At 67.7% G+C, this 22,099-nt stretch carries 15 protein-coding genes; 13 read left to right on the top strand and 2 right to left on the bottom strand.

Annotated elements, in window-relative coordinates:
* The first annotated feature begins 8 nt into the window (after positions 1–8).
* The 7 genes from AC5P68_RS01410 to AC5P68_RS01380 all read left to right on the top strand — a co-directional run bounded on the left by AC5P68_RS01410 (position 9) and on the right by AC5P68_RS01380 (position 10,703).
* Complete coding sequence (locus AC5P68_RS01410; protein ID WP_053451634.1) at positions 9–2,678, top strand: DUF2339 domain-containing protein; 2,670 nt, start codon at positions 9–11, stop codon at positions 2,676–2,678.
* Entirely contained in the window at positions 2,675–4,051 is a 1,377-nt protein-coding gene (locus tag AC5P68_RS01405) for a DUF3999 domain-containing protein (RefSeq protein WP_495216725.1), read from the top strand. The genes AC5P68_RS01410 and AC5P68_RS01405 overlap by 4 nt, the downstream gene beginning before the upstream one ends.
* Before the next feature lie 666 nt (positions 4,052–4,717).
* Positions 4,718–5,893 carry a phosphoglycerate kinase gene (locus tag AC5P68_RS01400; RefSeq protein ID WP_049432698.1) on the top strand — a complete coding sequence of 392 codons (1,176 nt, stop codon included), beginning with the start codon at positions 4,718–4,720 and terminating at the stop codon, positions 5,891–5,893.
* Positions 5,890–6,543 (top strand): HAD hydrolase-like protein, encoded by a 654-nt coding sequence (locus tag AC5P68_RS01395; RefSeq protein WP_012481127.1) that lies wholly within the window; start codon positions 5,890–5,892, stop codon positions 6,541–6,543. The genes AC5P68_RS01400 and AC5P68_RS01395 overlap by 4 nt, the downstream gene beginning before the upstream one ends.
* Positions 6,544–6,760: 217 nt before the next feature.
* Positions 6,761–8,227, top strand: coding sequence for a pyruvate kinase (pyk, locus tag AC5P68_RS01390; protein WP_049453301.1), 1,467 nt, complete (start codon positions 6,761–6,763; stop codon positions 8,225–8,227).
* 196 nt (positions 8,228–8,423) lie between these two features.
* Entirely contained in the window at positions 8,424–9,428 is a 1,005-nt protein-coding gene (locus AC5P68_RS01385) for a class I fructose-bisphosphate aldolase (RefSeq protein ID WP_005410832.1), read from the top strand.
* A 129-nt stretch (positions 9,429–9,557) separates the two neighbouring features.
* Positions 9,558–10,703 (top strand): hypothetical protein, encoded by a 1,146-nt coding sequence (locus AC5P68_RS01380; protein ID WP_033834920.1) that lies wholly within the window; start codon positions 9,558–9,560, stop codon positions 10,701–10,703.
* 92 nt (positions 10,704–10,795) lie between these two features.
* On the opposite strand, the gene AC5P68_RS01375 is transcribed toward AC5P68_RS01380, so the two are convergent.
* Complete coding sequence (locus tag AC5P68_RS01375; protein ID WP_495216727.1) at positions 10,796–11,395, bottom strand: O-acetyl-ADP-ribose deacetylase; 600 nt, start codon at positions 11,393–11,395, stop codon at positions 10,796–10,798.
* 267 nt (positions 11,396–11,662) lie between these two features.
* Positions 11,663–12,622, bottom strand: coding sequence for a cysteine synthase A (cysK, locus tag AC5P68_RS01370; protein WP_012481123.1), 960 nt, complete (start codon positions 12,620–12,622; stop codon positions 11,663–11,665).
* 207 nt (positions 12,623–12,829) lie between these two features.
* On the opposite strand from cysK, the gene AC5P68_RS01365 reads away from it, so the two are divergent.
* The 6 genes from AC5P68_RS01365 (at position 12,830) to AC5P68_RS01340 (ending at position 22,062) form a co-directional block, all read left to right on the top strand.
* On the top strand, positions 12,830–13,813 hold the full coding sequence (locus tag AC5P68_RS01365; protein ID WP_005410828.1) for a LysR family transcriptional regulator: 984 nt from the start codon (positions 12,830–12,832) through the stop codon (positions 13,811–13,813).
* A 587-nt stretch (positions 13,814–14,400) separates the two neighbouring features.
* A complete protein-coding gene (locus tag AC5P68_RS01360) occupies positions 14,401–14,832 on the top strand; it encodes a DUF2946 domain-containing protein (protein ID WP_033834416.1) in 432 nt (143 codons plus the stop codon).
* A gap of 73 nt (positions 14,833–14,905) precedes the next feature.
* Positions 14,906–16,969: a TonB-dependent copper receptor gene (locus tag AC5P68_RS01355; RefSeq protein WP_495216728.1), complete on the top strand. Its 2,064-nt coding sequence runs from the start codon at positions 14,906–14,908 to the stop codon at positions 16,967–16,969.
* A gap of 275 nt (positions 16,970–17,244) precedes the next feature.
* Positions 17,245–18,351 (top strand): efflux RND transporter periplasmic adaptor subunit, encoded by a 1,107-nt coding sequence (locus AC5P68_RS01350; RefSeq protein WP_033834418.1) that lies wholly within the window; start codon positions 17,245–17,247, stop codon positions 18,349–18,351.
* Positions 18,348–21,473, top strand: coding sequence for an efflux RND transporter permease subunit (locus AC5P68_RS01345; RefSeq protein ID WP_049452124.1), 3,126 nt, complete (start codon positions 18,348–18,350; stop codon positions 21,471–21,473). The genes AC5P68_RS01350 and AC5P68_RS01345 overlap by 4 nt, the downstream gene beginning before the upstream one ends.
* Positions 21,466–22,062 (top strand): GNAT family N-acetyltransferase, encoded by a 597-nt coding sequence (locus tag AC5P68_RS01340; protein WP_033834420.1) that lies wholly within the window; start codon positions 21,466–21,468, stop codon positions 22,060–22,062. The genes AC5P68_RS01345 and AC5P68_RS01340 overlap by 8 nt, the downstream gene beginning before the upstream one ends.
* The last annotated feature ends 37 nt before the right edge of the window (positions 22,063–22,099 follow it).

Here is a 22,099-nt window from a genome sequence, read left to right as displayed (position 1 = left end):
AGCACGCAATGGAAGCACTGATTGCCCTGGTCGTACTGGTCCTGCTGGCCATCCCGCTGCTGCTGGTGGTGGCGCTGGTGATGATTGCCGGCCTGCGCCGCCGCGTCGCCGCGCTGGAAAGCGCCATGGCTGCCGCGCCGGTCGCCGCCATGCACGCGCCTGAACGGCCTGCGGCCCCCCCTGTGGCCAGTGCCGATCCACCGTTCCTGCGGCCGGTGGCGGCTGCTGCACCGCCTCCGCCTCCGCCTCCGCCTCAGCCAACGCCGGTGCGCGAAGCGGTGCCTGCGGCAACGGAGGCGCCGCGCCCGATCGCACCACCGCCGGTGCCACCCGCGCCGATGCAGCCACCGTTGCCTTCCGGACCGGCGCTGCCGAACTTCATCGAGCGCGGCAGTGGCGCGGTCAAGCGCTGGTTCACCGAGGGCAACGTGCCGGTGAAGATCGGCATGCTGGTGCTGCTGGCCGGTGTCGCTGCGCTGCTGAAGTACGTCAGCGACCAGGGCTGGCTGGTGCTGCCGATCGAGCTGCGCCTGGCCGGTGTCACCGTCGGTGCACTGGGCCTGCTGGCGTTCGGCTGGCACCAGCGCGAGCGCCGGCGCCTGTTTGCGCTGGCCTTGCAGGGCGGTGCCATCGGCGTGCTGCTGTTGACCATCTTCGCGGCCTTCAAGCGTTTCGAGCTGATTCCGCCGGGCTTCGCCTTCGTCAGCTCCATTGCACTGGTGGCCGCGCTGTGCGTGCTGGCGGTGGTGCAGAACTCGCGTACGCTGGCGGTGCTGGGCATCCTCGCCGGCTTCATGGCACCGCTGTGGCTGTCCACCGGCAGCGGCAACCACGTGGGGTTGTTCAGCTACTACGCCGTGCTCAACGCCGGCATCTTCGCCATTGCCTGGTTCCGACCGTGGCGCGCGCTGAACCTGCTGGGCTTCGCCTTCACCTTCGGTATCGGCACGTTCTGGGGCGTGCTGCAGTACGCGCCTGACAAGTTCAGCAGCACCGAGCCGTTCCTGCTGCTGTTCTTCGCCTTCTACCTGCTGATCCCGTTGCTCTACGCACGCCGGCAGCCCGCCGGGCAGCGTGACCTGGTCGATGGCAGCCTGGTGTTCGGTACGCCGTTGGTCGCGTTCTCGTTGCAGGCGGGGATGCTGTACCAGCAGCCGATGACGCTGGCGCTGTGCGCACTGGGCCTGGCCGCGATCTACGCGGCGCTGGCGTGGGCGTTGATCAGGCGCGCGTCGTACACCGTGCTGGCGCAGTCGCACGCGGTGCTGGCGGTGGGCTTTGCCACGCTGGCGGTGCCGCTGGCCTTGTCGGCGCGGGCCACCGGCGCGGTCTTCGCGCTGGAAGGCGCCGGACTGGCCTGGTTGGGCCTGCGCCAGAAGCGCTGGCTGCCGCAGGTGTCCGGCGCGCTGCTGCAGATGGGCGCTGCGTTCGCCTTCGTGGCCGGTGGCGATCACTGGCATGAGGACCTGCGTTTCCTGATCAATCCGACTGCCATCGGGGCGCTGCTGCTGGCCCTGGCCGGCTTCGCGTCGGCCTGGAGCTACCAGCGCAGGTCACGCCACGAGATCGCCCTGGTCTACTACCTGTGGGGCCTGCTGTGGTGGCTGGGCGGCATGGTGCATGAGATCACCCGCTTCTTCCCGTACCGCGCCGAAGTGGACGCGTTGCTGGTGCTGGCCGCCGTCACTGCCTGGCTGGCCGCCGAAATGCAGCGCCGTCAGCCGGCACGCGCACTGGGCGTGACCGCGCTGGCCATGCTGGCGCTGGGCTTCCCGCTGGCGCTGATGCAGAGCGACGCGCACCATCAGCCATTCGCCGGCTACGGCGCGCTGGCCTGGGCGGTGTTCGCGGTGATGGGCGTGCGCACGCTGCTCTGCCTGCGCCAGGGGGGCGACAGCGTGGCGCGCATCGCGCAGTTCCTGTGGTGGCTGTTGTGGCCGTCTCTGCTTTCGCTGCTGGCCCTGTGGGGCGGTGGCGAGGCCGGGCTGGCACAGGGCTGGACCACGTTGCTGGTGACGGTGCCGTGGCTGCTGATGGCGGCGCTGTCGCTGTGGCGCTGGAATGCGCTTCGCTGGCCGCTGGGTGCAGCGTTCGATCGCGTGCGCCAGCCGCTGCAGTGCGTGCTGTTCGGCCTGTTGTCGATCGGCTGGCTGTTCGGACAGCTGCTGCCGGGCGATGCTGCGCCGCTGCTCTGGCTGCCGGTATTGAATCCGGCCGAGCTCGGACAGTGGCTGAGCCTGTTGCTGCTTGCACGCTGGCTGTACAGCGATCAGGCGCCGAAGACCCTGTCGGGAATCCGCATGCCGCTGCTGTCACTGGCAACGTTCGTCGCGCTGACCAGCGTGGTGCTGCATGGCGTGCATCAGTGGGGCGGCCTGTCGTGGAGTGCGTCGATGATGCGTTCCAGCCTGGCGCAGACCAGCCTGACCGTGCTGTGGAGCGTGCTTGGCGTGATTGCCTGGGTGTGGGGATCGCGCCGTGGCCAGCGCGTGTTGTGGATGGTCGGTGCCGTGCTGATGGGCGTGGTGCTGGCCAAGCTGGTCATCGTCGATCGCCAGCACCTGGGCAACCTGCTGGGCATCGCATCGTTCATCGCCTACGGCCTGCTGTGCACGGTCGTGGGTTATCTGGCACCGGCACCGCCCAGCGCGGCGCCGTCCGTGGAGGAAAAACAATGAGGAAGTGGAGCAGGGCGCTGCTGCCGGCGATGTTCGGCATGCTGGCCGCCGTCGCGGTGCAGGCCGCCGACTACCGCACGCAGTACGCCGAGCAGTGGCCGTTGACGCTGTCCAGCGCACAGTCCGGTGCGTACAGGGTGGTTCTGGAGCCGGCGATCTATCGCCGTGCAGGTGCCGCAGACCTGGGTGACCTGCAGGTGTTCAACGCCGCCGGCCAATCGTTGCCATCGGCATTGCTGGCGCCGGACCAGCCGCTGGCACAGCCGCCGGTGCAGCGTGAGCTGCCGTGGTTCGCGCTGCCGCCGCTGGCCGAAGCACAGCGCAACGATCTGCAGTTGCTGACCGAGCGCGATACCGATGGCCGTGTCCGTCGCGTCGAAGCACGCGTGAGCGGCGGTGCGGCAGCGAACGGGCAGGGTGGTTGGCTGATCGATGCCAGCGTGCTCGGCCAGCAACCGTTGGCGGCACTGGTGCTGGACTGGGCTGACAGCGGACAGCCGTTGCAGGCGCAGGTGCAGCTGGATGCCAGCGACGACCTGCAGCACTGGCGTCCGATCGGGCGTGACATCCCGCTGGTCGACCTGCAGCGTGCTGGCAAGCGCCTGCTGCAGCGCCGCCTGCAGGTGGACGGCGAGGCGCGCTATGTGCGCGTGCTGGCGCAGGGCGATACGCGCCTGCCGACGCTGCGCAGCGTGCTGGCCGAGCTGCCGCCGGCGCCGGCCACGCTGCCGTGGGAGTGGCTGTCGCTGGAACCGACCTCGAAGGGCAAGGGTGAATACACCTTCGAACTCGACGGCCGTTTCCCGGTAGCGCGCGCGGATGTGACCAGCACCGACAACAGCCTGGTGCAGTGGACGTTGTTCAGCCGCGATGACGAGAGTGCGGAATGGCAGCGCCGCGGTGCGCCATGGATTGCGTACCAACTGCAGCAGGGCGCGCAGGGCCAGCGCCAGCAATCAGCGGCCCAGCCGCTGGGGGGCGTGCATCGTGACCGCTACTGGAAGCTGGTGGCGAACCCGGCGGAAACTGCGACCGCACCGACCCTGCGCTTGGGCTACCAGCCGGAAGTACTGGTGTTCCTGAGCCAGGGGGCAGCGCCGTATGCACTGGCAGTGGGCAGCGCGACCGCGCGCCGCATGGAAGCGCCGATCGGTGTGTTGATCGAGGAACTGCGGCAGCGCAATGATCCGTCGTGGCAGCCGACGCTGGCGCGCCTGGAGGGCAGCCCGGAGCCGCTGGCCGGTGACGCGGCGCTGAAGCCGCAGCACGATTGGAAGGCGTGGTTGCTGTGGGCGTTGCTGGGGCTGGGTGTGTTGGTTGTTGGCGGCCTGGCGGTCAGCCTGCTTCGGCAGAAGCCGGCGCCTTCGGAATAGGTTCCAGCGAACGGCGCAGCCCCTCGTGGGTGGCTGCAAAGCGCGATCCCGGGGATGGGCCGAGCGGATGGGCTGGGCAGGGGACGCCGTGAATCCGTCCCTGGAGGCTTAGCCGCGCCATCCATGGCGCGGATACCCCTGCCCAGCCCACCCGCCCGGCCTCTGACAGTTTCCGTGTGCGTCCACCCACGGAAAGAAAAAAAGAAGAGCAACAGCTGCTTGGCTGGGCGCTCTTTCTAGAGCCGGGCCCACGCTCGGCTGCTCTCCACGAGATCTCCAGCCGAGCATCAGCTCGGCTCAACCTTCCATCTCCCTCCGACACCAGAAACCGCCTTTGCTTTCGCCGTCCGCTCCGCCTCATGAACCTGTCGAGGCCGGGGTGGTCTGGGCTCGCGGGGGCGTAAGCGCCATGGATGGCGCGCCCGAGCCTCCAGGGATGGATTCACGGCGTCCCCCGCGAGCCCACACCGCCCCGGCCCACTCACGGCACCACGAAGCGCCAGCGCTTTGGCTCTGGCTGTGCTGTTGCTGCTGCAGTTGCAGTTGCAGTTGCAGTTGCAGTTACGCCTCTGCCTGCCGCAGGCATCGACCCTCCCACCACCCGCACCCGATACAATGGCCGCCTGCCGCATTCCGGCATCCCGTCCCCGAGCCAAAGAGTTGCCCATGTCCATCGTCCGCATGACCGACCTCGACCTCTCCGGCAAGCGCGTGCTGATCCGCCAGGATCTGAACGTGCCGATCGAGAATGGCCGCATCACTTCCGAACAGCGCATCACCGCTTCGCTGCCGACGCTCAAGCGCGCGCTGGAGCAGGGCGCGGCGGTGATGGTCACCTCGCACCTGGGGCGCCCGAAGGAAGGTGTGTGGAGCGAAGCCGATTCGCTGGCGCCGGTGGCCCAGCGCCTGTCCGAGCTGCTCGGTCGCGAGGTTCCGCTGGTGCGCGACTGGGTCGACGGTGTAGAGGTCCAGCCGGGCCAGCTGGTGCTGCTGGAAAACTGCCGCATGAACGTCGGCGAGGGCAAGGACGATGAAGCCCTGTCGAAGAAGTACGCCGCCCTGTGCGATGTGTTCGTGATGGACGCCTTCGGCACCGCGCACCGTGCGCAGGCCTCCACACACGGTGTCATCCGCTTCGCCCCGGTTGCTGCCGGTGGCCCGCTGCTGATGGCCGAACTGGACGCACTGGCGCAGGCGCTGGATGCACCGGCCAAGCCGCTGCTGGCCATCGTCGCCGGCAGCAAGGTCAGCACCAAGCTGGAACTGCTGGCCAACCTGGTCGGCAAGGTCGACCAGCTGATCGTCGGTGGTGGCATCGCCAACACCTTCATCGCTGCCGCCGGCTACAACGTCGGCAAGTCGCTGTACGAGCCGGACCTGCTGGACACCGCGAAGAAGATCGTGGCCGATGCCAAGGCGCGCGGCGCCGACATCCCGCTGCCGGTGGACGTGGTGACCGCCAAGCAGTTCATGCCCGACGCGGTCGCCCAGGTGAAGGCAGTCGACGCCGTTGCCGAAGATGATCTGATCCTGGACATCGGCCCGCAGACCGCGGCGCAGTACGCGCAGCTGATCGACAAGGCCGGTACCGTGGTCTGGAACGGCCCGGTCGGTGTGTTCGAGTTCGAGGCCTTCAGCAAGGGCACCGAAGCGCTGGCCCGCGCCATCGCCAGCTCCAGGGCGTTCTCCATCGCCGGTGGCGGCGACACCCTGGCGGCGGTCGACAAGTTCGATATCGCCCAGCAGGTCAGCTACATCTCCACCGGCGGCGGCGCGTTCCTGGAGTTCCTGGAGGGCAAGACCCTGCCGGCGGTGGCCGCACTCGACGCGCGCGGCGCATGAGTGCCGGGCACAGCAAGGATGTCCTGTTCTTCGACCTGGACGGCACGCTGATCGACTCGCAGGTGGGCATCACCGCCTGCATCGCCTATGCGCTGCAGAAGATGGACCATCCGGTGCCGCCGCAGGAGACGCTGCTGGGCTGGATCGGTCCTTCGCTGCGTACCACCTTCACGCCACTGTTCGTCGAACCAGCGCGGGTGGAGCAGGCGGTGGGCTATTACCGCGAGCGCTTCGATGCCGAAGGCTGGCGCGAACACACGGTGTACCCGCAGGTGGAAGACACCCTGCGCACGCTGCATGGCCGAGGCCACCGCCTGGCGGTGGTCACCGCCAAGAACGAGCCGCATGCGCGCCGCATCCTTGCGCACCTGCCGTTTGGCGGGCTGTTCGAGGAGATCGTCGGTTCGACCCTGGACGGCTCGCGCAGCCACAAGCCCGAGCTGGTCGGGGAGGCACTGCGCCGCCTGCAGCTGCAGCCCGCACAGTGCTGGATGATCGGCGACCGCCGCATGGACATCGAGGGCGCACGCCACCACGGCCTGCGCAGCGTGGGCGTGCTGTGGGGCTTTGGCGGTGAGGCCGAACTGACCGAAGCCGGTGCGGGCCAGCTGGCTCGCGAGCCGGCACAGCTGACGACGCTGTTGGCCTAGCCGCCCTTGCCTGTAGAGCTGGCCCCACGCTCGGCTGATTGCGGCCCACGGTGCAGCCGGGCATGGCCCGGCTCTACAGAACACCCTGCGCCAGCGTATGTCGGGGTGATGTCCGTTCCATGACCCGCGAAGTCAGGCAGCACAAGGCTGTAACCGTATACATGCGGCGTGAAGGATGTGCTAATTTCCGTTCTTTATCGGGAGAGGCCCATTCACCATGTTCGAGCGTCAGCGTCGCACCAAGATCCTTGCCACCCTCGGTCCGGCCACTGATCCGCCGGGCGTGCTGGAGGATCTGTTCCGCGCCGGCGTCAACGTGGTGCGCCTCAACTTCAGCCATGGTGACCCGTCCGGCCAGGCCAAGCGTGCCGCCGAAGTGCGTGCCGCCGCCGCCCGCGTCGGCGTGGAAGTGGGCATCTTGGCCGACCTGCCGGGCCCGAAGATCCGCATCGAGCGCTTCGCAGAAGGCAAGGTGCAGCTGAAGGCGGGCAACCGCTTCGACCTGATCGCCAGCACCGGCGCCGGCCCGGGTGATGCCACCCAGGTGGGTGTGAGCTACCTCGGCCTGCCGCAGGACGTGGGTCCGGGCGACGTCCTGCTGCTCGACGACGGCCTGATGCAGCTGCAGGTGGTGGAGGTGCAGGGCGAACGCATCATCAATACCGTACTGAACGACGGTGTGCTGTCCGACCGCAAGGGCCTGAACAAGCAGGGCGGCGGCCTCTCGCTGGGCGCGCTGACCGAGCGCGACAAGGAGCTGATCGGCATCGTCGCCAAGATCGGTGTCGACTTCATCGCCGTGTCGTTCTGTCGCAACGCGCAGGACATGAACGATGCGCGTGACATCGCCCGCTCGCATGGCTGTGATGCTGCGCTGGTGTCGAAGATCGAGCGCACCGAGGCCATCGAGAACCTGGAAGAAATCGTCGAGGCCAGCGACGTGGTGATGGTCGCCCGTGGCGACCTTGGCGTGGAGATCGGCGATGCCGAACTGCCGGGCCTGCAGAAGAAGATCATCAAGGCCTCGCTGGCACAGAACAAGGTGGTGATCACCGCCACGCAGATGCTGCAGTCGATGGTGGAAAGCCCGATTCCGACCCGTGCCGAAGTGCTGGACGTGGCCAACTCGGTCATCGACGGCACCGATGCGGTGATGCTGTCGGCCGAGACCGCTGCAGGTGCCTGGCCGGTCAAGGCGGTCGAAGCAATGGCGCGCATCTGCCTGGGGGCCGAGCGCCAGTTCCAGACCGAGACCGACTTCAACGCTTCGCCGCGCAACCTCGAGCGTGCCGACCAGGCCATTGCCATGGCCACCATGTTCCTGTCCCAGCACGTGGGCGTGCGCGCGATCGTGGCAATGACCGAGTCCGGTGGCACCGCGCGTTACCTGTCGCGTTTCCGCGCCAAGGCGCCGGTGTTCGCGGTGACCCGCCATGACGGCGCGCGCCGGCAGATGGCGCTGATGCGCGATGTGTTCCCGATCAACTTCGACAGCCGCGGCCTGACCCCGCGCGAAGCCGCGCGCGGCAGCATCCGCCTGCTGGTGGAAGCCGAACTGCTGCAGGCCGGCGACCGCGTCGTGTTCACCAGCGGCGAGCACATGGAAACCCACGGTGCCACCAATACCCTGCGCCTGCTGGAAGTGGGTGAAGACGGCCGTGCCATTGGGCTGGGCGATCTGTAAACCCAGTCGGCCTTGGATCGGAGCCGCTGCGCGCATCCGACCCGGGGTCAGATCCCCAAAGGGGCTCTGACCCCATGCCGCAGGACATCCCTTGTCCTGCGCGGACATTGGAATCGTTTCCATCCTGGCCTCGACACCGGGGCAACGGGCAGCGGGGCTATACTTACGTTTTTCCCGCACCCGCCACAGGAAATACATGAGCATCGAACAGCTGGCCGAAACCGCCCAGGCCATGGTCGCCCCGGGCAAGGGCATCATCGCGATCGACGAATCCACCGCTACCATCGCCAAGCGTTTCGCCGGCGTCGGTATCGAGAACACCGAGGAGAACCGTCGTGCCTACCGCGAGCTGCTGCTGACCACGCCGAAGCTCAACGAGCACATTTCCGGCGCCATCCTGTACGACGAAACCATCCGCCAGTCGACCAGGGACGGCGTGCCGTTCGCCAAGTACATGGCCGACCACGGCATGATTCCGGGCATCAAGGTGGACAAGGGTGCGCACCCGCTGGCCGGCTGCCCGGGCGAGCTGGTCACCGAAGGCCTGGACGGCCTGCGCGAGCGCCTGCAGGAGTACTACAAGCTGGGTGCGCGCTTCGCCAAGTGGCGTGCGGTCATCAACATCGGCGAGAGCATTCCGTCGGGCACCTGCATCGAGTCCAACGCCCATGCGCTGGCCCGTTATGCCGCCCTGTGCCAGGAATGCGGCCTGGTGCCGATGGTCGAGCCGGAAGTGATCATGGACGGCGACCACGACATCGAGACCTGCTACGAAGTCACCGAAGCCACCCTGCGTTCGCTGTTCGACGCGCTGTACCAGCAGAACGTGCTGCTGGAAGGCACCATCCTGAAGGCGTCCATGGTCATCTCCGGCAAGAACTGCGATGAGCAGGCCGACGTCGAGGAAGTGGCCGAGTCGACCGTGATGTGCCTGAAGAGCACCGTGCCGGCCATCCTGCCGGGCGTGGTGTTCCTGTCCGGTGGCCAGAGCGACGAGCAGTCCACCGAGCACCTGAACGCGATGAACCAGCTGGGCAACCTGCCGTGGCCGCTGAGCTTCTCCTACGGCCGCGCCATGCAGCAGGCCGCGCTGAAGCTGTGGGCCAAGGACATGAAGGGCAACTACGCAGCCGCCCAGAAGACCGTGTACGAGCGTGCCAAGGACAACGGCCTGGCTGCGCTGGGCAAGTGGAACGGCTGATCCGTCCCATCGCTGGATGAACAAGGCAGCGCCGGCATCACGCCGGCGTTTGCTTTTGCGGGTATCTTTTCCGCCCCCGCGTGCCCGGCCGGTACGCGGGAACCACATGGAAGGCCAAGGAGAAACAACATGCGTTTGGCAGCAATCACACTGGCCGTAGCCACGGTCCTGGTCGCCGGCGGGTGCAACCGTATCGGCGGCGGCGCAGAGGCAGGCAAGGCCGCGTCGCTCGATTTCGACAAGCCGGTGTCCGGCGAGATCACCTCGCGCAGCGGCATCAACTTCAATGATGGCAGCCATCACCAGCTCTACCAGATCAAGCTGGAAGACAAGGATCTGGTCGGCCTGAAGCTCACTGGTGCCCTCAGCGGCTCGATCGCCGTGTTCAACAACGGCAGTCTTGTTTCCACCAGCAACACCGGTTACGAACGCGAAGGCGACGTCTCGCTGGCGTTCCGTGCCAATGGCGGCGGCACCTACCAGGTGGCGGTCAATGCCGATGGCCCGACCGCCTTTGGTCCGTATCGCCTGCGAGCCGAGAAGCTGAAACCTTACGACGGCAAGCCGTTGGCGGGCAGTGGCGAAATCGTGGACATGCTGGCCAGTGATTCGCAGGACTACACCTTGCAGGTGGACAAGGCCGGCCTGTACGAAATCCGCCTGGTGTCGGATGTCTTCGATCCGGTGCTGAAGCTGTCGGGCCAGGGCGTTGAAGCCGAAAACGACGATGGCAACGACAGCACCAACTCGCGGCTGACCCTGTCGCTGAAGCCGGGCAAGTACACCCTGACCGCGCGCGGCCTCGGCAGCGGTGTCAATGGCATGTTCACCCTGTCTGCCTCCCGCATCGAACTGCCGGGGAATCTGGTCGAGCGCGATGGCACCGCCCTGCCGAAGTCGGGCAGCGTGTACACCATGCTGGACAACGAAGGCCGTCGCCGCTTCCTGCTGACCCTGGACCGGCCGGCCGACGTGCGCCTGGACGCGATTTCCAGCCAGGTCGATACCGTGCTGCGCGTGGTCGGTGGCGATGTCGAGCTGACCGACGACGACGGTGGCAACGGTACCAACTCGCGCCTGGAAGAGACTCTGCCGGCCGGTCATTACACCGTCGACGTGTCCAGCCTGAACAATGGTGCAGGCATGGTCGAGGTGCGCGTGCAGGTGGAAGGGGCCAGCGCCGAGGGTGCTGCCGCCTCGGCTGCACGTGCCGCTGCCGACGCGGCAGCCGCCGTGGCCGATGACGCCGCTGCGGTGGAAGCTGCCAGTCGTTGAGCGTGATCCACGCCATGCGTGGATGACATCAACGGTGCAACTGAGAAGGCCGGGCAATGCCCGGCCTTTTCCTTTCCGCGCTGCGTTGCGATTCAATGCGCGGCGGCAAAACCCGTGTCACCCAGGGGCGGCAGCATCGACCCGTGCGGTTCGCTGTCGGCGCTTTGCCCGGCGGCACTCAACGCCTGCTGGTAGGCCTTGGCCGTAGCGGTATTGAACGCCACCAGCACGATGCGCATCGGTTGCGCGTGGCTGCGCTGCCAGGCCAGTGTTTCGGTCACTGCGATCTGCGCGGCCTGGTACAGCGGATAGCCGTATACGCCGCAGCTGATGGCTGGGAATGCGATCGACTGCACGCCCAGCGGTTCGGCCAGCTGCAGCGACTTCCAGTAGCAGTTGGCGAGCAACGCCGGTTCATCGCGCTGGCCGTCGTGCCAGACCGGGCCCACCGTGTGCAGTACGTAGCGTGCAGGCAAAGCGTAAGCACTGGTGGCGCGCACTTCGCCGGTCGGGCAACGTACGCCCGGGCGCAGTTCCGGCAGCTGCGCGCATTCGGCCAGCAATGCGGGCCCGGCCGCACGATGGATCGCGCCGTCGACACCGCCACCACCGAGCAGCGTTTCATTGGCCGCGTTGACGATCGCATCCACCGCCAGGGTCGTGATGTCGCCCTGCCAAACTTCGATCTTCATGCGTCCGTCTCCTGCCTGTGAGGTGATCCGCGCAGCATCTGCGCCGGCTGTTCCCACGGTAGGGGACAGGGCATCGATACTGCGTCATGACCGTCTCACGCGCTGCGATCCGACGGCCTTCACGCACGATGGCGGGCGACGCCTTCATGCAGGCTGAAGCAGAAGGGGGGCGGAGCCCTTTCCCTGCGGAAAAGGGATCCGACCCTGGGCATGCAACAGGATGGGGTCAGAGCCTTTTCCGGATGGAAAGGGCTCTGAGCCCGGGTGTCACGGCAGGCCGGCCAGCCAGTCGTCGTCGGAACCCTCATTCACGTCGGCAAACAGCGGCGTGGAGAAGTAGCGTTCACCGGTGTCCGGCAGCATCGCCAGGATCACTGAACCCGGTTCGGCACGTGCGGCCACATCCAGTGCGCTGGCCACGGTAGCGCCGGCGGAGATGCCGACGAAGATGCCTTCTTCCGCAGCCAGTCGGCGCGCGGTGGCGATCGCGCGGTCATCTTCCACCGTCACCAGTTCATCCACCACATCACGGTTGAGCACGTCGGGCACGAAGTCCGGGGTCCAGCCCTGGATCTTGTGCGGCTTCCAGTCATCGCCCTTCAGCAGTGCGGCGCCGGCTGGCTCGGTGGCGATGATGCGGGTCTGCGGACGCGCGACCTTCAGCACTTCGCCCACGCCGGTGAGCGTGCCGCCCGTGCCCCAGCCGCTGACGAAGTAGTCCAGCCGCTTGCCGGCGAAGTCGCGCAGGATCTCGGCGGCGGTGGTGTTGCGGTGATACGCCGGATTGGCCGGGTTGGCGAACTGGCTGGCCAGGAACCAGCCGTGCTGCTCGGCCAGTTCGCGCGCCTTGCGCACCATGCCGCTGCCGCGTTCGGCGGCCGGGGTCAGGATCACCTTGGCGCCATAGGCGCGCATCAGCTTGCGGCGCTCCACCGAGAAGGTCTCGACCATGGTCGCCACGAACTTGTAGCCGCGCGCGGCGGCGACCATCGCCAGCGCCACGCCGGTGTTGCCAGAAGTGGCTTCGACGATGGTGTCGCCCGGCTTGAGCAGGCCACGTGCTTCGGCGTCGAGGATGATCGCCAGCGCCAGGCGGTCCTTGACCGAGCCGCCCGGGTTGAACGACTCGACCTTGGCGTAGACGCTGACCTGCGGCGGCGCCAGGCGCTGCAGCTTGACGATGGGGGTGTTGCCGACGGTATCGAGGATGGAGTCGTACAGGGCCATGGAAGCGCTCCGGAAACAGGGCCGCGCCGGACGCCGGCGGGCAGAAGGGGAGGGCTGGCTGTTCAGGCCAGCGGCTGCCGGCTGACCGTAGCGCCGGCATATGACGCCCGGAAATGACCAGATACCTTTCTTAAACAACCTTTGGTTATAAGCTGGTGACGGCAATTGACCCTAGAGTGGACCTCCGCCCCACGCCGCCCGCCTCCCATGACGCTGACCCAGCTGCGCTACCTGGTCGCCATCGCCGACGCCGAGCTGAACATCACGCTGGCCGCCTCGCGCGTGCACGCCACCCAGCCCGGCCTGTCCAAGCAGCTCAAGCAGCTGGAAGACGAGCTCGGCTTCCTGTTGTTCGTGCGCAAGGGCCGCAGCCTGGAGTCGGTCACCCCGGCCGGTACCGAGGTGATCGCCCGCGCCCGCGCGGTGCTGGCCGAGGCCAACAACATCCGCACCTACGCGGCCAACCAGCGCCGCGAGAGCCAGGGCCAGCTGATCCTGACCACCACCCACACCCAGGCGCGCTTCGTGCTGCCGCCGGCGGTGGCAGCGATCAAGCAGGCCTATCCCCAGGTGAGCGTGCACCTGCAGCAGGCCGGTGAAACCGACGCGCTGGACCGCTTGAACCAGGGTGACGCGGATATCGCGATCATCAGCACCGCCGGCAGTGAGCCCACCGATGGCATCGCGGTGCCGCTGTTCCGCTGGCGACGCCTGGTGGTGGTACCCAAGGGGCACCCGCTGGACCGCGCCGGCCGCGCACCGGACCTGGCCGCGTTGGCCCGGCAGCCGCTGATCAGCTACGAATCCTCGACCCGCCCGAATTCCTCGTTGCAGCGCGCCTTCGCTGCAAACGGCCTGGCGCCGGACCTGGCGCTGACCGCGCTCGATGCGGACCTGATCAAGACCTATGTGCGTACCGGTCTGGGCGTAGGCCTGCTGGCCGAGATGGCGGTCAGTTCCAGCGACGAAGACCTGCGCTCGTGGCCGGCGCCGGACCCGATCAGCGAGTGCATTGCCTGGGCGGTGTTGCCGCGCGACCGGGTGCTGCGCGATTACGCGCTGGAGCTGGTGCACGTGCTGGCACCGCAGATTGATCCGCGCGATCTGCGCAGGGTGCTGGATGGCAACCAGGCCGCCGCGTGGCCGGTGCCCCCGACGTGGGAGTCACTGACCCAGACCATCACGGTGTGAGGGGTTGGTCGAGCAGGGCTTGCAGCCCTGCACCTGCTGCGGACAAAGGCAACAGCAACAGCAGAAGCGGCATTCCGTGGGTTGGCGGGGCGGTGTCGGAGTGCGGGGACGCTGCAAGTACGTCCCTGTAAGCTTGGCAGCCGCATCCATGCGGCTGACACCCCGCACTCCGACACCGCCCCACCTCTGACAGATTCCGGCGGCTGTTGGTAGGTGTCGACCTTGGTCGACACGATAGATCCATGCGTGGATGCTTTTCGATTCCAGTTCGAAATATTCGATTCCGATTGAGATTCATCCACGCATGGCGTGGATCTACTGCAGATCGCAGAGATCTGTCGAAGGCGGGGTGGGTCCGGTTGCGGGAGTGTCCGCGGCATGGATGCCGCGGCCAAGCCCCCAAGGATGGGTTTACGGCGTCTCCCGCAACCGGACCCACCCCGCCTACCCACAGGAAGCCCGCTTTTGCTTCGGCTGTTGCTGTTGCTCCAGCTCGCAGCGGGTGCAGGGCGCAGCCCTGCCGATAAACCCCCTCCTGCGACCGTTCGTCGCACGGGCAACCCTGGACCCGCATCTACACTAGCGGGGTGCCCCGCCTGTCCCGCCCGCAGCCCCTTCTGCTCCAGCTCGCCATCCTGGCGACGCTGCTGATGGTGCTTGCGCCGCTGGTCAGCCGCGCGTTGCAGGCGCCGCCGATGGACCACACCGCAATGGCGGGCATGGACCACGCCGCCATGGGTCACGACATGCATGACATGGCCATGGCCGGGCACGATCAGCACGGCGCCGCGCCGGCAGCGCCTGACCGCCCGGCCGATCCCCACGCCATGCATGGCGAAGCCTGCGAATACTGCGTACTGGCCATGCGCCTGCTGCCATGGCTGGCGGTGCTGGTGCTGCTGTTGCCGCTGCTGTGGCGGCCGCGCCTGGTGTTCCCGTGGTCGCAACGGGTGCTGCCCGCACCGCACTGGCCCGCACATGCCGCACGTGGGCCACCGCGCGTCTCCATCGTCCGCTGATATCCCCGTGAATCTGCCGCACGACGCGCCTGACCGGGCGCCGTGCGCGCGTGCGTACCTTGGAGCTGTTCCGATGAAAATGACTTCCCGCCCCGCGGGCGCCTGCGCGCGCCTGCCGGTTGCCCTTGGCCTGGCCGTGGCCGCGTCACTGGCCCACGCTGCGCCCGCCGACGAGGCGCGTACCCTCGATACGATGGTGGTCACCGCCGCCGCACCGTCCTCGCCGCTGCACTGGGTGACCGACCCACGCCTGCCGCGGCAGCCGGTGCCGGCCAGTGATGGTGCCGATTACCTGAAAACCGTTCCCGGATTCTCTGCCATCCGCAACGGCGGCACCAACGGCGACCCGGTGCTGCGCGGCATGTTCGGTTCGCGCCTGAACATCCTCAGCAACGACGGCAACCTGATCGGTGCCTGCCCGTCGCGCATGGACAATCCGCTGTCCTACATCGCGCCGGAAAGCTTCGACCGGTTGACCATCATCAAGGGCCCGCAGAGCGTGCGCTGGGGCGCAGGTGCCTCGGCCGGTACCGTGCGCTTCGAGCGCGACACCCCGCGCTTCGATGAACCCGGCGTGCGTGCCGATGCCAGTGCGCTGGTCGGCTCGCGCAACCGCAATGACCAGGTACTGGACCTGACCCTGGGCAATCCGACCGGCTATGTACGCGCCAGCGGCAACCGCTCCGAGGCCGATGACTACAAGGACGGCCACGGTGACGTGGTGCCGTCGAAGTGGCGCAAGTGGAATGGCGACGTGGCCATCGGCTGGACGCCGGATGCCGACACGCTGCTGGAGATTTCCGCCGGTGCCGGCGATGCCATCGCGCGTTACGCCGGGCGCGGCATGGACGGTGCCGCGTTCGAACGCACCAGCTATGCCGCGCGCTTCGAAAAACGAAATCTGCCCGGTGCGTGGGACACGTTGCAGGCCAACGTGTACTACAACGAAGCCGACCACGTGATGGACAACTACACGCTGCGCACGCCGAATCCCAACAGCATGATGCCGATGCCGATGGCGTCGAACGTGGACCGCCGTACCCAGGGCGGCCGGGTCAGTTCCGAGTGGCACTGGCAGGACGTGCAACTGGTGGCGGGTGTGGACGGCGAAGACAGCCGCCATCGTGGCCGCATGGGCATGGGCCGCGACACCTACCGCCAGGCCGCCTGGGGGACCGATGCCCACTTCCGCCGCTATGGCGTGTTCACCGAGTTGACCCTCGGCGCCGGCACCGATCAGCGTTGGATCAGCGGCCTGCGCATCGACCGCGGCAGCGTCCGAGATGAGCGGCAATCGATCCGCGGAATGATGGGGAACAGGCCCAATCCGACTGCGGGCCAGCGCCGCAAGGACTGGCTCGGCAGCGGCTTCCTGCGCTACGAGCAGGATCTGGCCGACGGCCTGACCTGGTACGCCGGGCTCGGCCACAGTGAACGCATGCCCGACTACTGGGAGCTGTTCTCGCCCAACCATGGCCCGGCCGGCGCAGTGAACGCGTTCACCGGCGTGCAGCCCGAACGCACCACCCAGCTCGACGTCGGCCTGCAGTACAAGGGACCGCGCGTGCAGGCGTGGGTTTCGGCGTACGCCGGGCAGATCCAGGACTACATCCTGTTCACGTACCACGGCAGCGGCATGATGGGCATGAGCCAGGCCCGCAATGTCGACGCGCGCATCGCCGGTGCTGAGGCGGGGCTGGAGGTAAGCGTGGCCGAGCAGTGGAAACTGGGGGGCACGCTGGCCTATGCCTGGGGCGAGAACCGCGACCAGCAGCGTCCGCTGCCGCAGATGCCGCCGCTGGAAACGCGCCTGAGTGCGAACTGGGAAGGCCAGCGCTGGAGCGCCGGGGCACTGCTGCGTGCGGTGAACCACCAGCATCGTGTCGCAAATGGCCAAGGCAATGTCGTTGCGCAGGACCTGGGGCCGAGTGCCGGTTTCGCCACGTTCGCGCTCAACGCCGCGTACCGTTTCAGTTCGCAGCTGCAGCTCAGCGCGGGCGTCGACAACCTGTTCGACCGCGCCTACAGCGAGCACCTGAACCTGGCCGGCAGTGCCGACTTCGGCTTCCCGGCCGACCCGGTGCGCATCAACGAGCCCGGGCGCAGCTTGTGGATGAAGGTGAACTACCGGTACTGATCCGCCGGGTGCAAAAAAAACCGGGGCCGGATCCCCGCCAGGATCCGTCCCCGCCCGACGCCCTCTGTCGGGCAGCTTCGACTCTACGATGGCAACGCCCGTGGTGCACGGCTGGATACAACCCGACACACGCCGACACCGCCAAGGACAGCCTTGCACGGAACGGGTTCAAGGCGCTATCACGGCTTCGGTTCCACGATGGTAAACGCTTGGCACATACCGCTTCTGCGGGGCCTTGCCTACACTCGGCGGCCGTGGATCAATCAGGACCCTTCATGTTGGCTCGTATCGCTTCGACCCTGGCCCTTGGCCTCAGCCTGGCCGTGTTGGCCGGGTGCGCAGGCAAACAGGAGGCCGCCGCGCGTCGGCAGGGCGAAGCAGTGCCGGTCACGGCGCAGGTGGTGCAGCCCACGCAGTGGAACGACACCCTGCAGGCGCTGGGCACGGCCAAGGCGCGCGAGTCGATCAGCGTCACCGCCAAGGTCAGCGAAATCGTCGAGAAGGTGCATTTCGAAAGCGGCCAGCACATCGCCGCCGGTGCCCCGATCGTGACGCTGCGCGGGCAGGCCCAGGAAGCGGCGCTGGTGCAGGCGCAGGCCACCTTCCACGAGGCCGACCAGTTGTACAAGCGCCAGCGCGAGCTGGCCTCCCAGCGGTTGGTGTCCAGTGCCACGCTGGATACGCAGAAGTCGATCCGCGATGCCGCCGAGGCGCGCGTGATGCAGATGCAGGCCGACATCGGTGATCGCCGTGTACGCGCACCATTCGCCGGCGTGCTCGGCATCCGCCAGGTCAGCCCGGGCTCGCTGGTGACCCCGACCACGGTCATCGCCACGCTCGACGACATCGAGCACATGCACATCGATTTCCAGGTGCCGGAAGTGGAACTGGCCGCACTGGGCGTCGGTGACAAGGTCAGCGCCACCAGCGTGGCGTGGCCGGGCCGCACCTTCGAGGGCGTGGTCAGTACCATCGACGCACGCATCGACCCGGCGACCCGTGCGGTGACCGTGCGCGGCGATTTCGCCAACAGCGACCACGCGCTGCGCCCGGGCATGCTGCTGGACGTGCGCCTGTTCCGCCCCGAGCGCCCGGCGCTGGTGGTGCCGGAAATCGCCGTGGTGCAGGTGGGCCGCGACACGTTCGTGTACCGCATCAAGAGCGACGACAGCGTCGAACGCGTGGACGTGGTGACCGGTGCGCGCCGCGCCGGCGTGGTTGAGATCAAACAGGGCCTGGAAGCCGGCCAGCGCATCGTGGTCGATGGCACCGGCAAGCTGCGCCCGGGCTTGAAGGTCGCGGCCAAGGATGCGGCCCCGGCCAGCGGTGCCAAACCGGCGGATGCACCGGCGCCGGCCGCGGCCGAGGGCCACGGCGGATGAAGCTGTCCGACATCTCCATCCAGCGGCCAGTGTTCGCCGTGGTGATGAGCCTGTTGCTGCTGGTGCTGGGCGTGATGTCCTTCACCCGCCTGACCCTGCGCGAACTGCCCGCCATCGATCCGCCGATCGTGTCGGTGTCGGTGGACTACACCGGCGCCTCGGCGGCGGTCATCGAAAGCCGCATCACCCAGGTGCTGGAAGATGCGCTGGCCGGCATCGAAGGCATCGATACGATCAATGCGCGCAGCACCAACGGCCGCTCGCAGGTCAGCATCGAGTTCACCTCCAACCGCGATATCGAAGCGGCCGCCAATGACGTGCGCGATGCGGTCAGCCGCGTCGCCGACCGCATGCCCGAAGAAGCGCGTCCGCCGGAGATCGCCAAGGTCGAGAGCGATGCCGACCCGATCATCTGGTTCAACATGGTGTCCTCGACCATGGACACGCTGGAGCTGAGCGACTACGCCGACCGCTACGTGGTCGATCGTTTCTCCAGCCTCGATGGCGTGGCCCAGGTCCGCATCGGTGGCCGCCAGCGCTATGCGATGCGCATCTGGCTGGACCGTGACCAGCTGGCCGCGCGCGGGCTGACCACTGGCGATGTGGAAACCGCACTGCGCAACGAGAACGTGGAACTGCCGGCCGGCCGCATCGAGTCGACCGACCGTGACTTCACCCTGCGCGTGGAGCGCAACTACATCAAGCCGGAAGACTTTGCGACCATCCCGCTGGGCAAGGGCCGCGACGGCTACGTGGTGCGCATGGGCGACGTGGCGAAGATCGAACTGGCTTCGGCCGAGCGTCGCGCGTACTACCGCAGCAACGGCGAGCCGGGCATCGGCCTGGGCATCGTCAAGACCTCCACCGCCAACTCGCTGGACGTGGCGCGTGCCGCGCGCGCTGAAGCCGAGCGGGTGGCACTGACCCTGCCCAAGGGCACGCAGATCTTCGTCGCCTTCGACAACACCACCTTCATCGAAGCCGCAGTTGACCGCGTCTATGCCACGCTGGTGGAAGCGATGATCCTGGTGCTGGCGGTGATCTGGCTGTTCCTCGGCAGTTTCCGCGCCGCGTTGATCCCGGCGGTAACGGTGCCGGTCTGCCTGGTCGCGGCGTTCATCGCGCTGTATGCGTTCGATTTCTCGATCAACCTGCTGACCCTGCTGGCCCTGGTGCTGTGCATCGGCCTGGTGGTGGACGATGCGATCGTGGTGGTGGAAAACGTGCAGCGCCGCATCGACCTGGGCGAGCCCCCGCTGGTGGCCTCCAAACGTGGCACCACGCAGGTCGCCTTCGCGGTGATCGCCACCACCGCGGTGCTGGTGGCGGTGTTCCTGCCGGTCGGTTTCCTGGAAGGCAATACCGGCCGCCTGTTCCGCGAACTGGCGGTGGCGCTGGCGGCAGCGGTTGCGTTGTCCGCGTTCGTGGCGCTGACGCTGACGCCGATGATGGCCTCCAAACTGCTCAAGCCGCACACCGGGCAGGCACCGCGCGGCCTGCATGGCTTCGTCAACCGCAACCTGGAGCGCCTGGCCTCCGGCTATGGCCGCGTGCTCGACCATCACGTGGACCGCACGTGGATCTACCTGCTGGTGATGGTGGCCGCGCTGTCCGCCAGCTGGGGCCTGCTGAAACTGCTGCCGTCGGAGCTGGCGCCGGCCGAAGACCGCGGTTCGTTCCAGATCATGATCGACGGCCCGGAAGGCGCCGGCTACGACTACACCGTGCAGCAGGTACAGCAGGTGGAGGCACTGCTGGCCCCGCACGTGGGCGCCGACAAGCCGATCGTGCGTGCCAACCCGCGCGTGCCCGGCGGCTTCGGTGCCAGCGAGGAAATGCACACCGGCCGCGTCAGCATCTTCCTGCAGCCGTGGCGCCAGCGCAGCGAGGCCACGCCGGACGTGGCCAACGCACTGCAGAAGGAACTGGACACCATCCGCGGCGTGCGCGTGCGTACGCAGGTGGGTGGCGGGCTGGTGCGCAGTGGCGGCCAGCCGTTCCAGATCGTGCTGGGCGGCCCGGAATACGCCGAGATCGCGCAGTGGCGTGACCGCATCCTGCTGCGCATGGCCGACAACCCGGGCCTGGTCGGCCCGGATTCGGACTACAAGGAAACCCGGCCGCAGATGCGGGTGAACATCGACCGCCAGCGTGCGGCGGATCTCGGCGTGCCGGTCACCGCGATCGGTTCGGCACTGGAAACCATGATGGGCTCGCGCCGCGTCACCACCTTCGTCGACAACGGCGAGGAGTACGACGTGCTGGTCCAGGCCGGTCGCGATGGCCGTGCCAGCCCGGCCGACCTGGCTGCGATCCGCGTGCGCGCCACCTCCGGCGAACTGGTGCCGCTGTCCAACCTGGTCACGCTCAGTGAAGTGGCCGAGGCGGGCACGCTGAACCGCTTCAACCGCCTGCGCTCGATCACCATCACCGCCGGCCTGGCACCGGGCTATCCGCTGGGCGAGGCCATCGCCTGGGCGCAGAACGTGGCCCGCGAGGAACTGCCGCAGTATGCGCAGGTGAACTGGAAGGGCGAATCGCGCGAGTACCAGAGTGCGGGTGGCGCGGTGCTGCTGACCTTCGCCATGGCCCTGCTGGTGGTTTACCTGGTGCTGGCCGCGCAGTTCGAGAGCTTCATCCACCCGCTCACCATCATGCTGACCGTGCCGCTGGGCGTGCTCGGTGCCTTGGTCGGGTTGTGGGTGAGCGGCGGCACGGTGAACCTGTTCAGCCAGATCGGCATCGTCATGCTGGTCGGCCTGGCAGCGAAGAACGGCATCCTCATCGTCGAATTCGCCAACCAGCTGCGCGACGACGGAAGAACCGTGCGCGAGGCGATCATCGAATCGGCGATGGTGCGCCTGCGCCCGATCCTGATGACCTCGATCGCCACCGTGGTCGGCGCGATTCCGCTGGTGGTGGCCGGTGGCCCCGGCTCGGCCAGCCGTGGCACGATCGGCATCGTGATCATCTTCGGCGTGACTCTTTCGACGTTCCTGTCGCTGTTCGTGGTGCCGGCGTTCTACGCGCGGCTGGCCCCGTACACCCGCTCGCCGGAAGCGGTGAAGCGCGAGCTGGAGAAGCAGGAAGCCGAATCGCCCTCGGTGGGCGGGCATGCCTGACCGGCCTGCCGACGGGGTCGGTCCAGGGGTCAGAGCCCTTTCCGGAACGGAAAGGGCTCTGACCCCGCCACTACAGGGAGAAGGTTTCCGCCTGCGCCCCTGGCGCCCGGAAGACCTGGAATCGCTGCTGCGCCATGCCAACGACGCCGAGGTATCGCGCGGCCTGCGTGATCGCTTCCCGTACCCGTACACGCGCGAGGATGGCGAGGCCTTCCTCGCCGGCCGCGTGCTGGCCCCTGGCACGCTGAACCTGGCCATCGAGATCGACGGCCAGGCCTGCGGCAGCGTCGGCGCCCAGCAGGGCGTGGCCGAGCGTGGGCACACCGCCGAACTGGGTTACTGGCTCGGCCAGGCCTACTGGGGGCAGGGCGTGATGACCCGCGTGGTTGGCCTGTTCGCACCGTGGGTGATGAACGAACTGCGCCTGTTCAGGCTGCAGGCCACCGTGGTCGACTTCAACCTCGGCTCGGCCCGGGTGCTGGAGAAGAACGGCTTCCAGGAAGAGGGCGTGGAGCGCTGTGCGGTCTACAAGCGCGGCGTCCTGCACGACCTGCGCCGCTTCGCCCGGGTACGCACCCAGCTGCCGTGACCCCATCCTCTTGGCGCTACCGCAGCGGCCTTCGATC

The sequence above is a fragment of the Stenotrophomonas sp. YJH_SMC_58 genome (assembly GCF_059369635.1).
The sequence above is the reverse complement of the archived record's forward strand: the minus strand, read 5'-3'. Positions and strand labels throughout refer to the sequence as shown.

Bases quoted from the DNA above. Each gene is read 5' to 3' on its own strand.
- AC5P68_RS01375 (WP_495216727.1), bottom strand. From the start codon at position 11,395: ATGAAGATCGAAGTTTGGCAGGGCGACATCACGACCCTGGCGGTGGAT.
- pyk (WP_049453301.1), top strand. From the start codon at position 6,761: ATGTTCGAGCGTCAGCGTCGCACCAAGATCCTTGCCACCCTCGGTCCG.
- AC5P68_RS01340 (WP_033834420.1), top strand. From the start codon at position 21,466: ATGCCTGACCGGCCTGCCGACGGGGTCGGTCCAGGGGTCAGAGCCCTT.
- AC5P68_RS01385 (WP_005410832.1), top strand. From the start codon at position 8,424: ATGAGCATCGAACAGCTGGCCGAAACCGCCCAGGCCATGGTCGCCCCG.
- cysK (WP_012481123.1), bottom strand. From the start codon at position 12,622: ATGGCCCTGTACGACTCCATCCTCGATACCGTCGGCAACACCCCCATC.
- AC5P68_RS01395 (WP_012481127.1), top strand. From the start codon at position 5,890: ATGAGTGCCGGGCACAGCAAGGATGTCCTGTTCTTCGACCTGGACGGC.
- AC5P68_RS01400 (WP_049432698.1), top strand. From the start codon at position 4,718: ATGTCCATCGTCCGCATGACCGACCTCGACCTCTCCGGCAAGCGCGTG.
- AC5P68_RS01355 (WP_495216728.1), top strand. From the start codon at position 14,906: ATGAAAATGACTTCCCGCCCCGCGGGCGCCTGCGCGCGCCTGCCGGTT.
- AC5P68_RS01380 (WP_033834920.1), top strand. From the start codon at position 9,558: ATGCGTTTGGCAGCAATCACACTGGCCGTAGCCACGGTCCTGGTCGCC.
- AC5P68_RS01365 (WP_005410828.1), top strand. From the start codon at position 12,830: ATGACGCTGACCCAGCTGCGCTACCTGGTCGCCATCGCCGACGCCGAG.
- AC5P68_RS01345 (WP_049452124.1), top strand. From the start codon at position 18,348: ATGAAGCTGTCCGACATCTCCATCCAGCGGCCAGTGTTCGCCGTGGTG.
- AC5P68_RS01405 (WP_495216725.1), top strand. From the start codon at position 2,675: ATGAGGAAGTGGAGCAGGGCGCTGCTGCCGGCGATGTTCGGCATGCTG.
- AC5P68_RS01350 (WP_033834418.1), top strand. From the start codon at position 17,245: ATGTTGGCTCGTATCGCTTCGACCCTGGCCCTTGGCCTCAGCCTGGCC.
- AC5P68_RS01410 (WP_053451634.1), top strand. From the start codon at position 9: ATGGAAGCACTGATTGCCCTGGTCGTACTGGTCCTGCTGGCCATCCCG.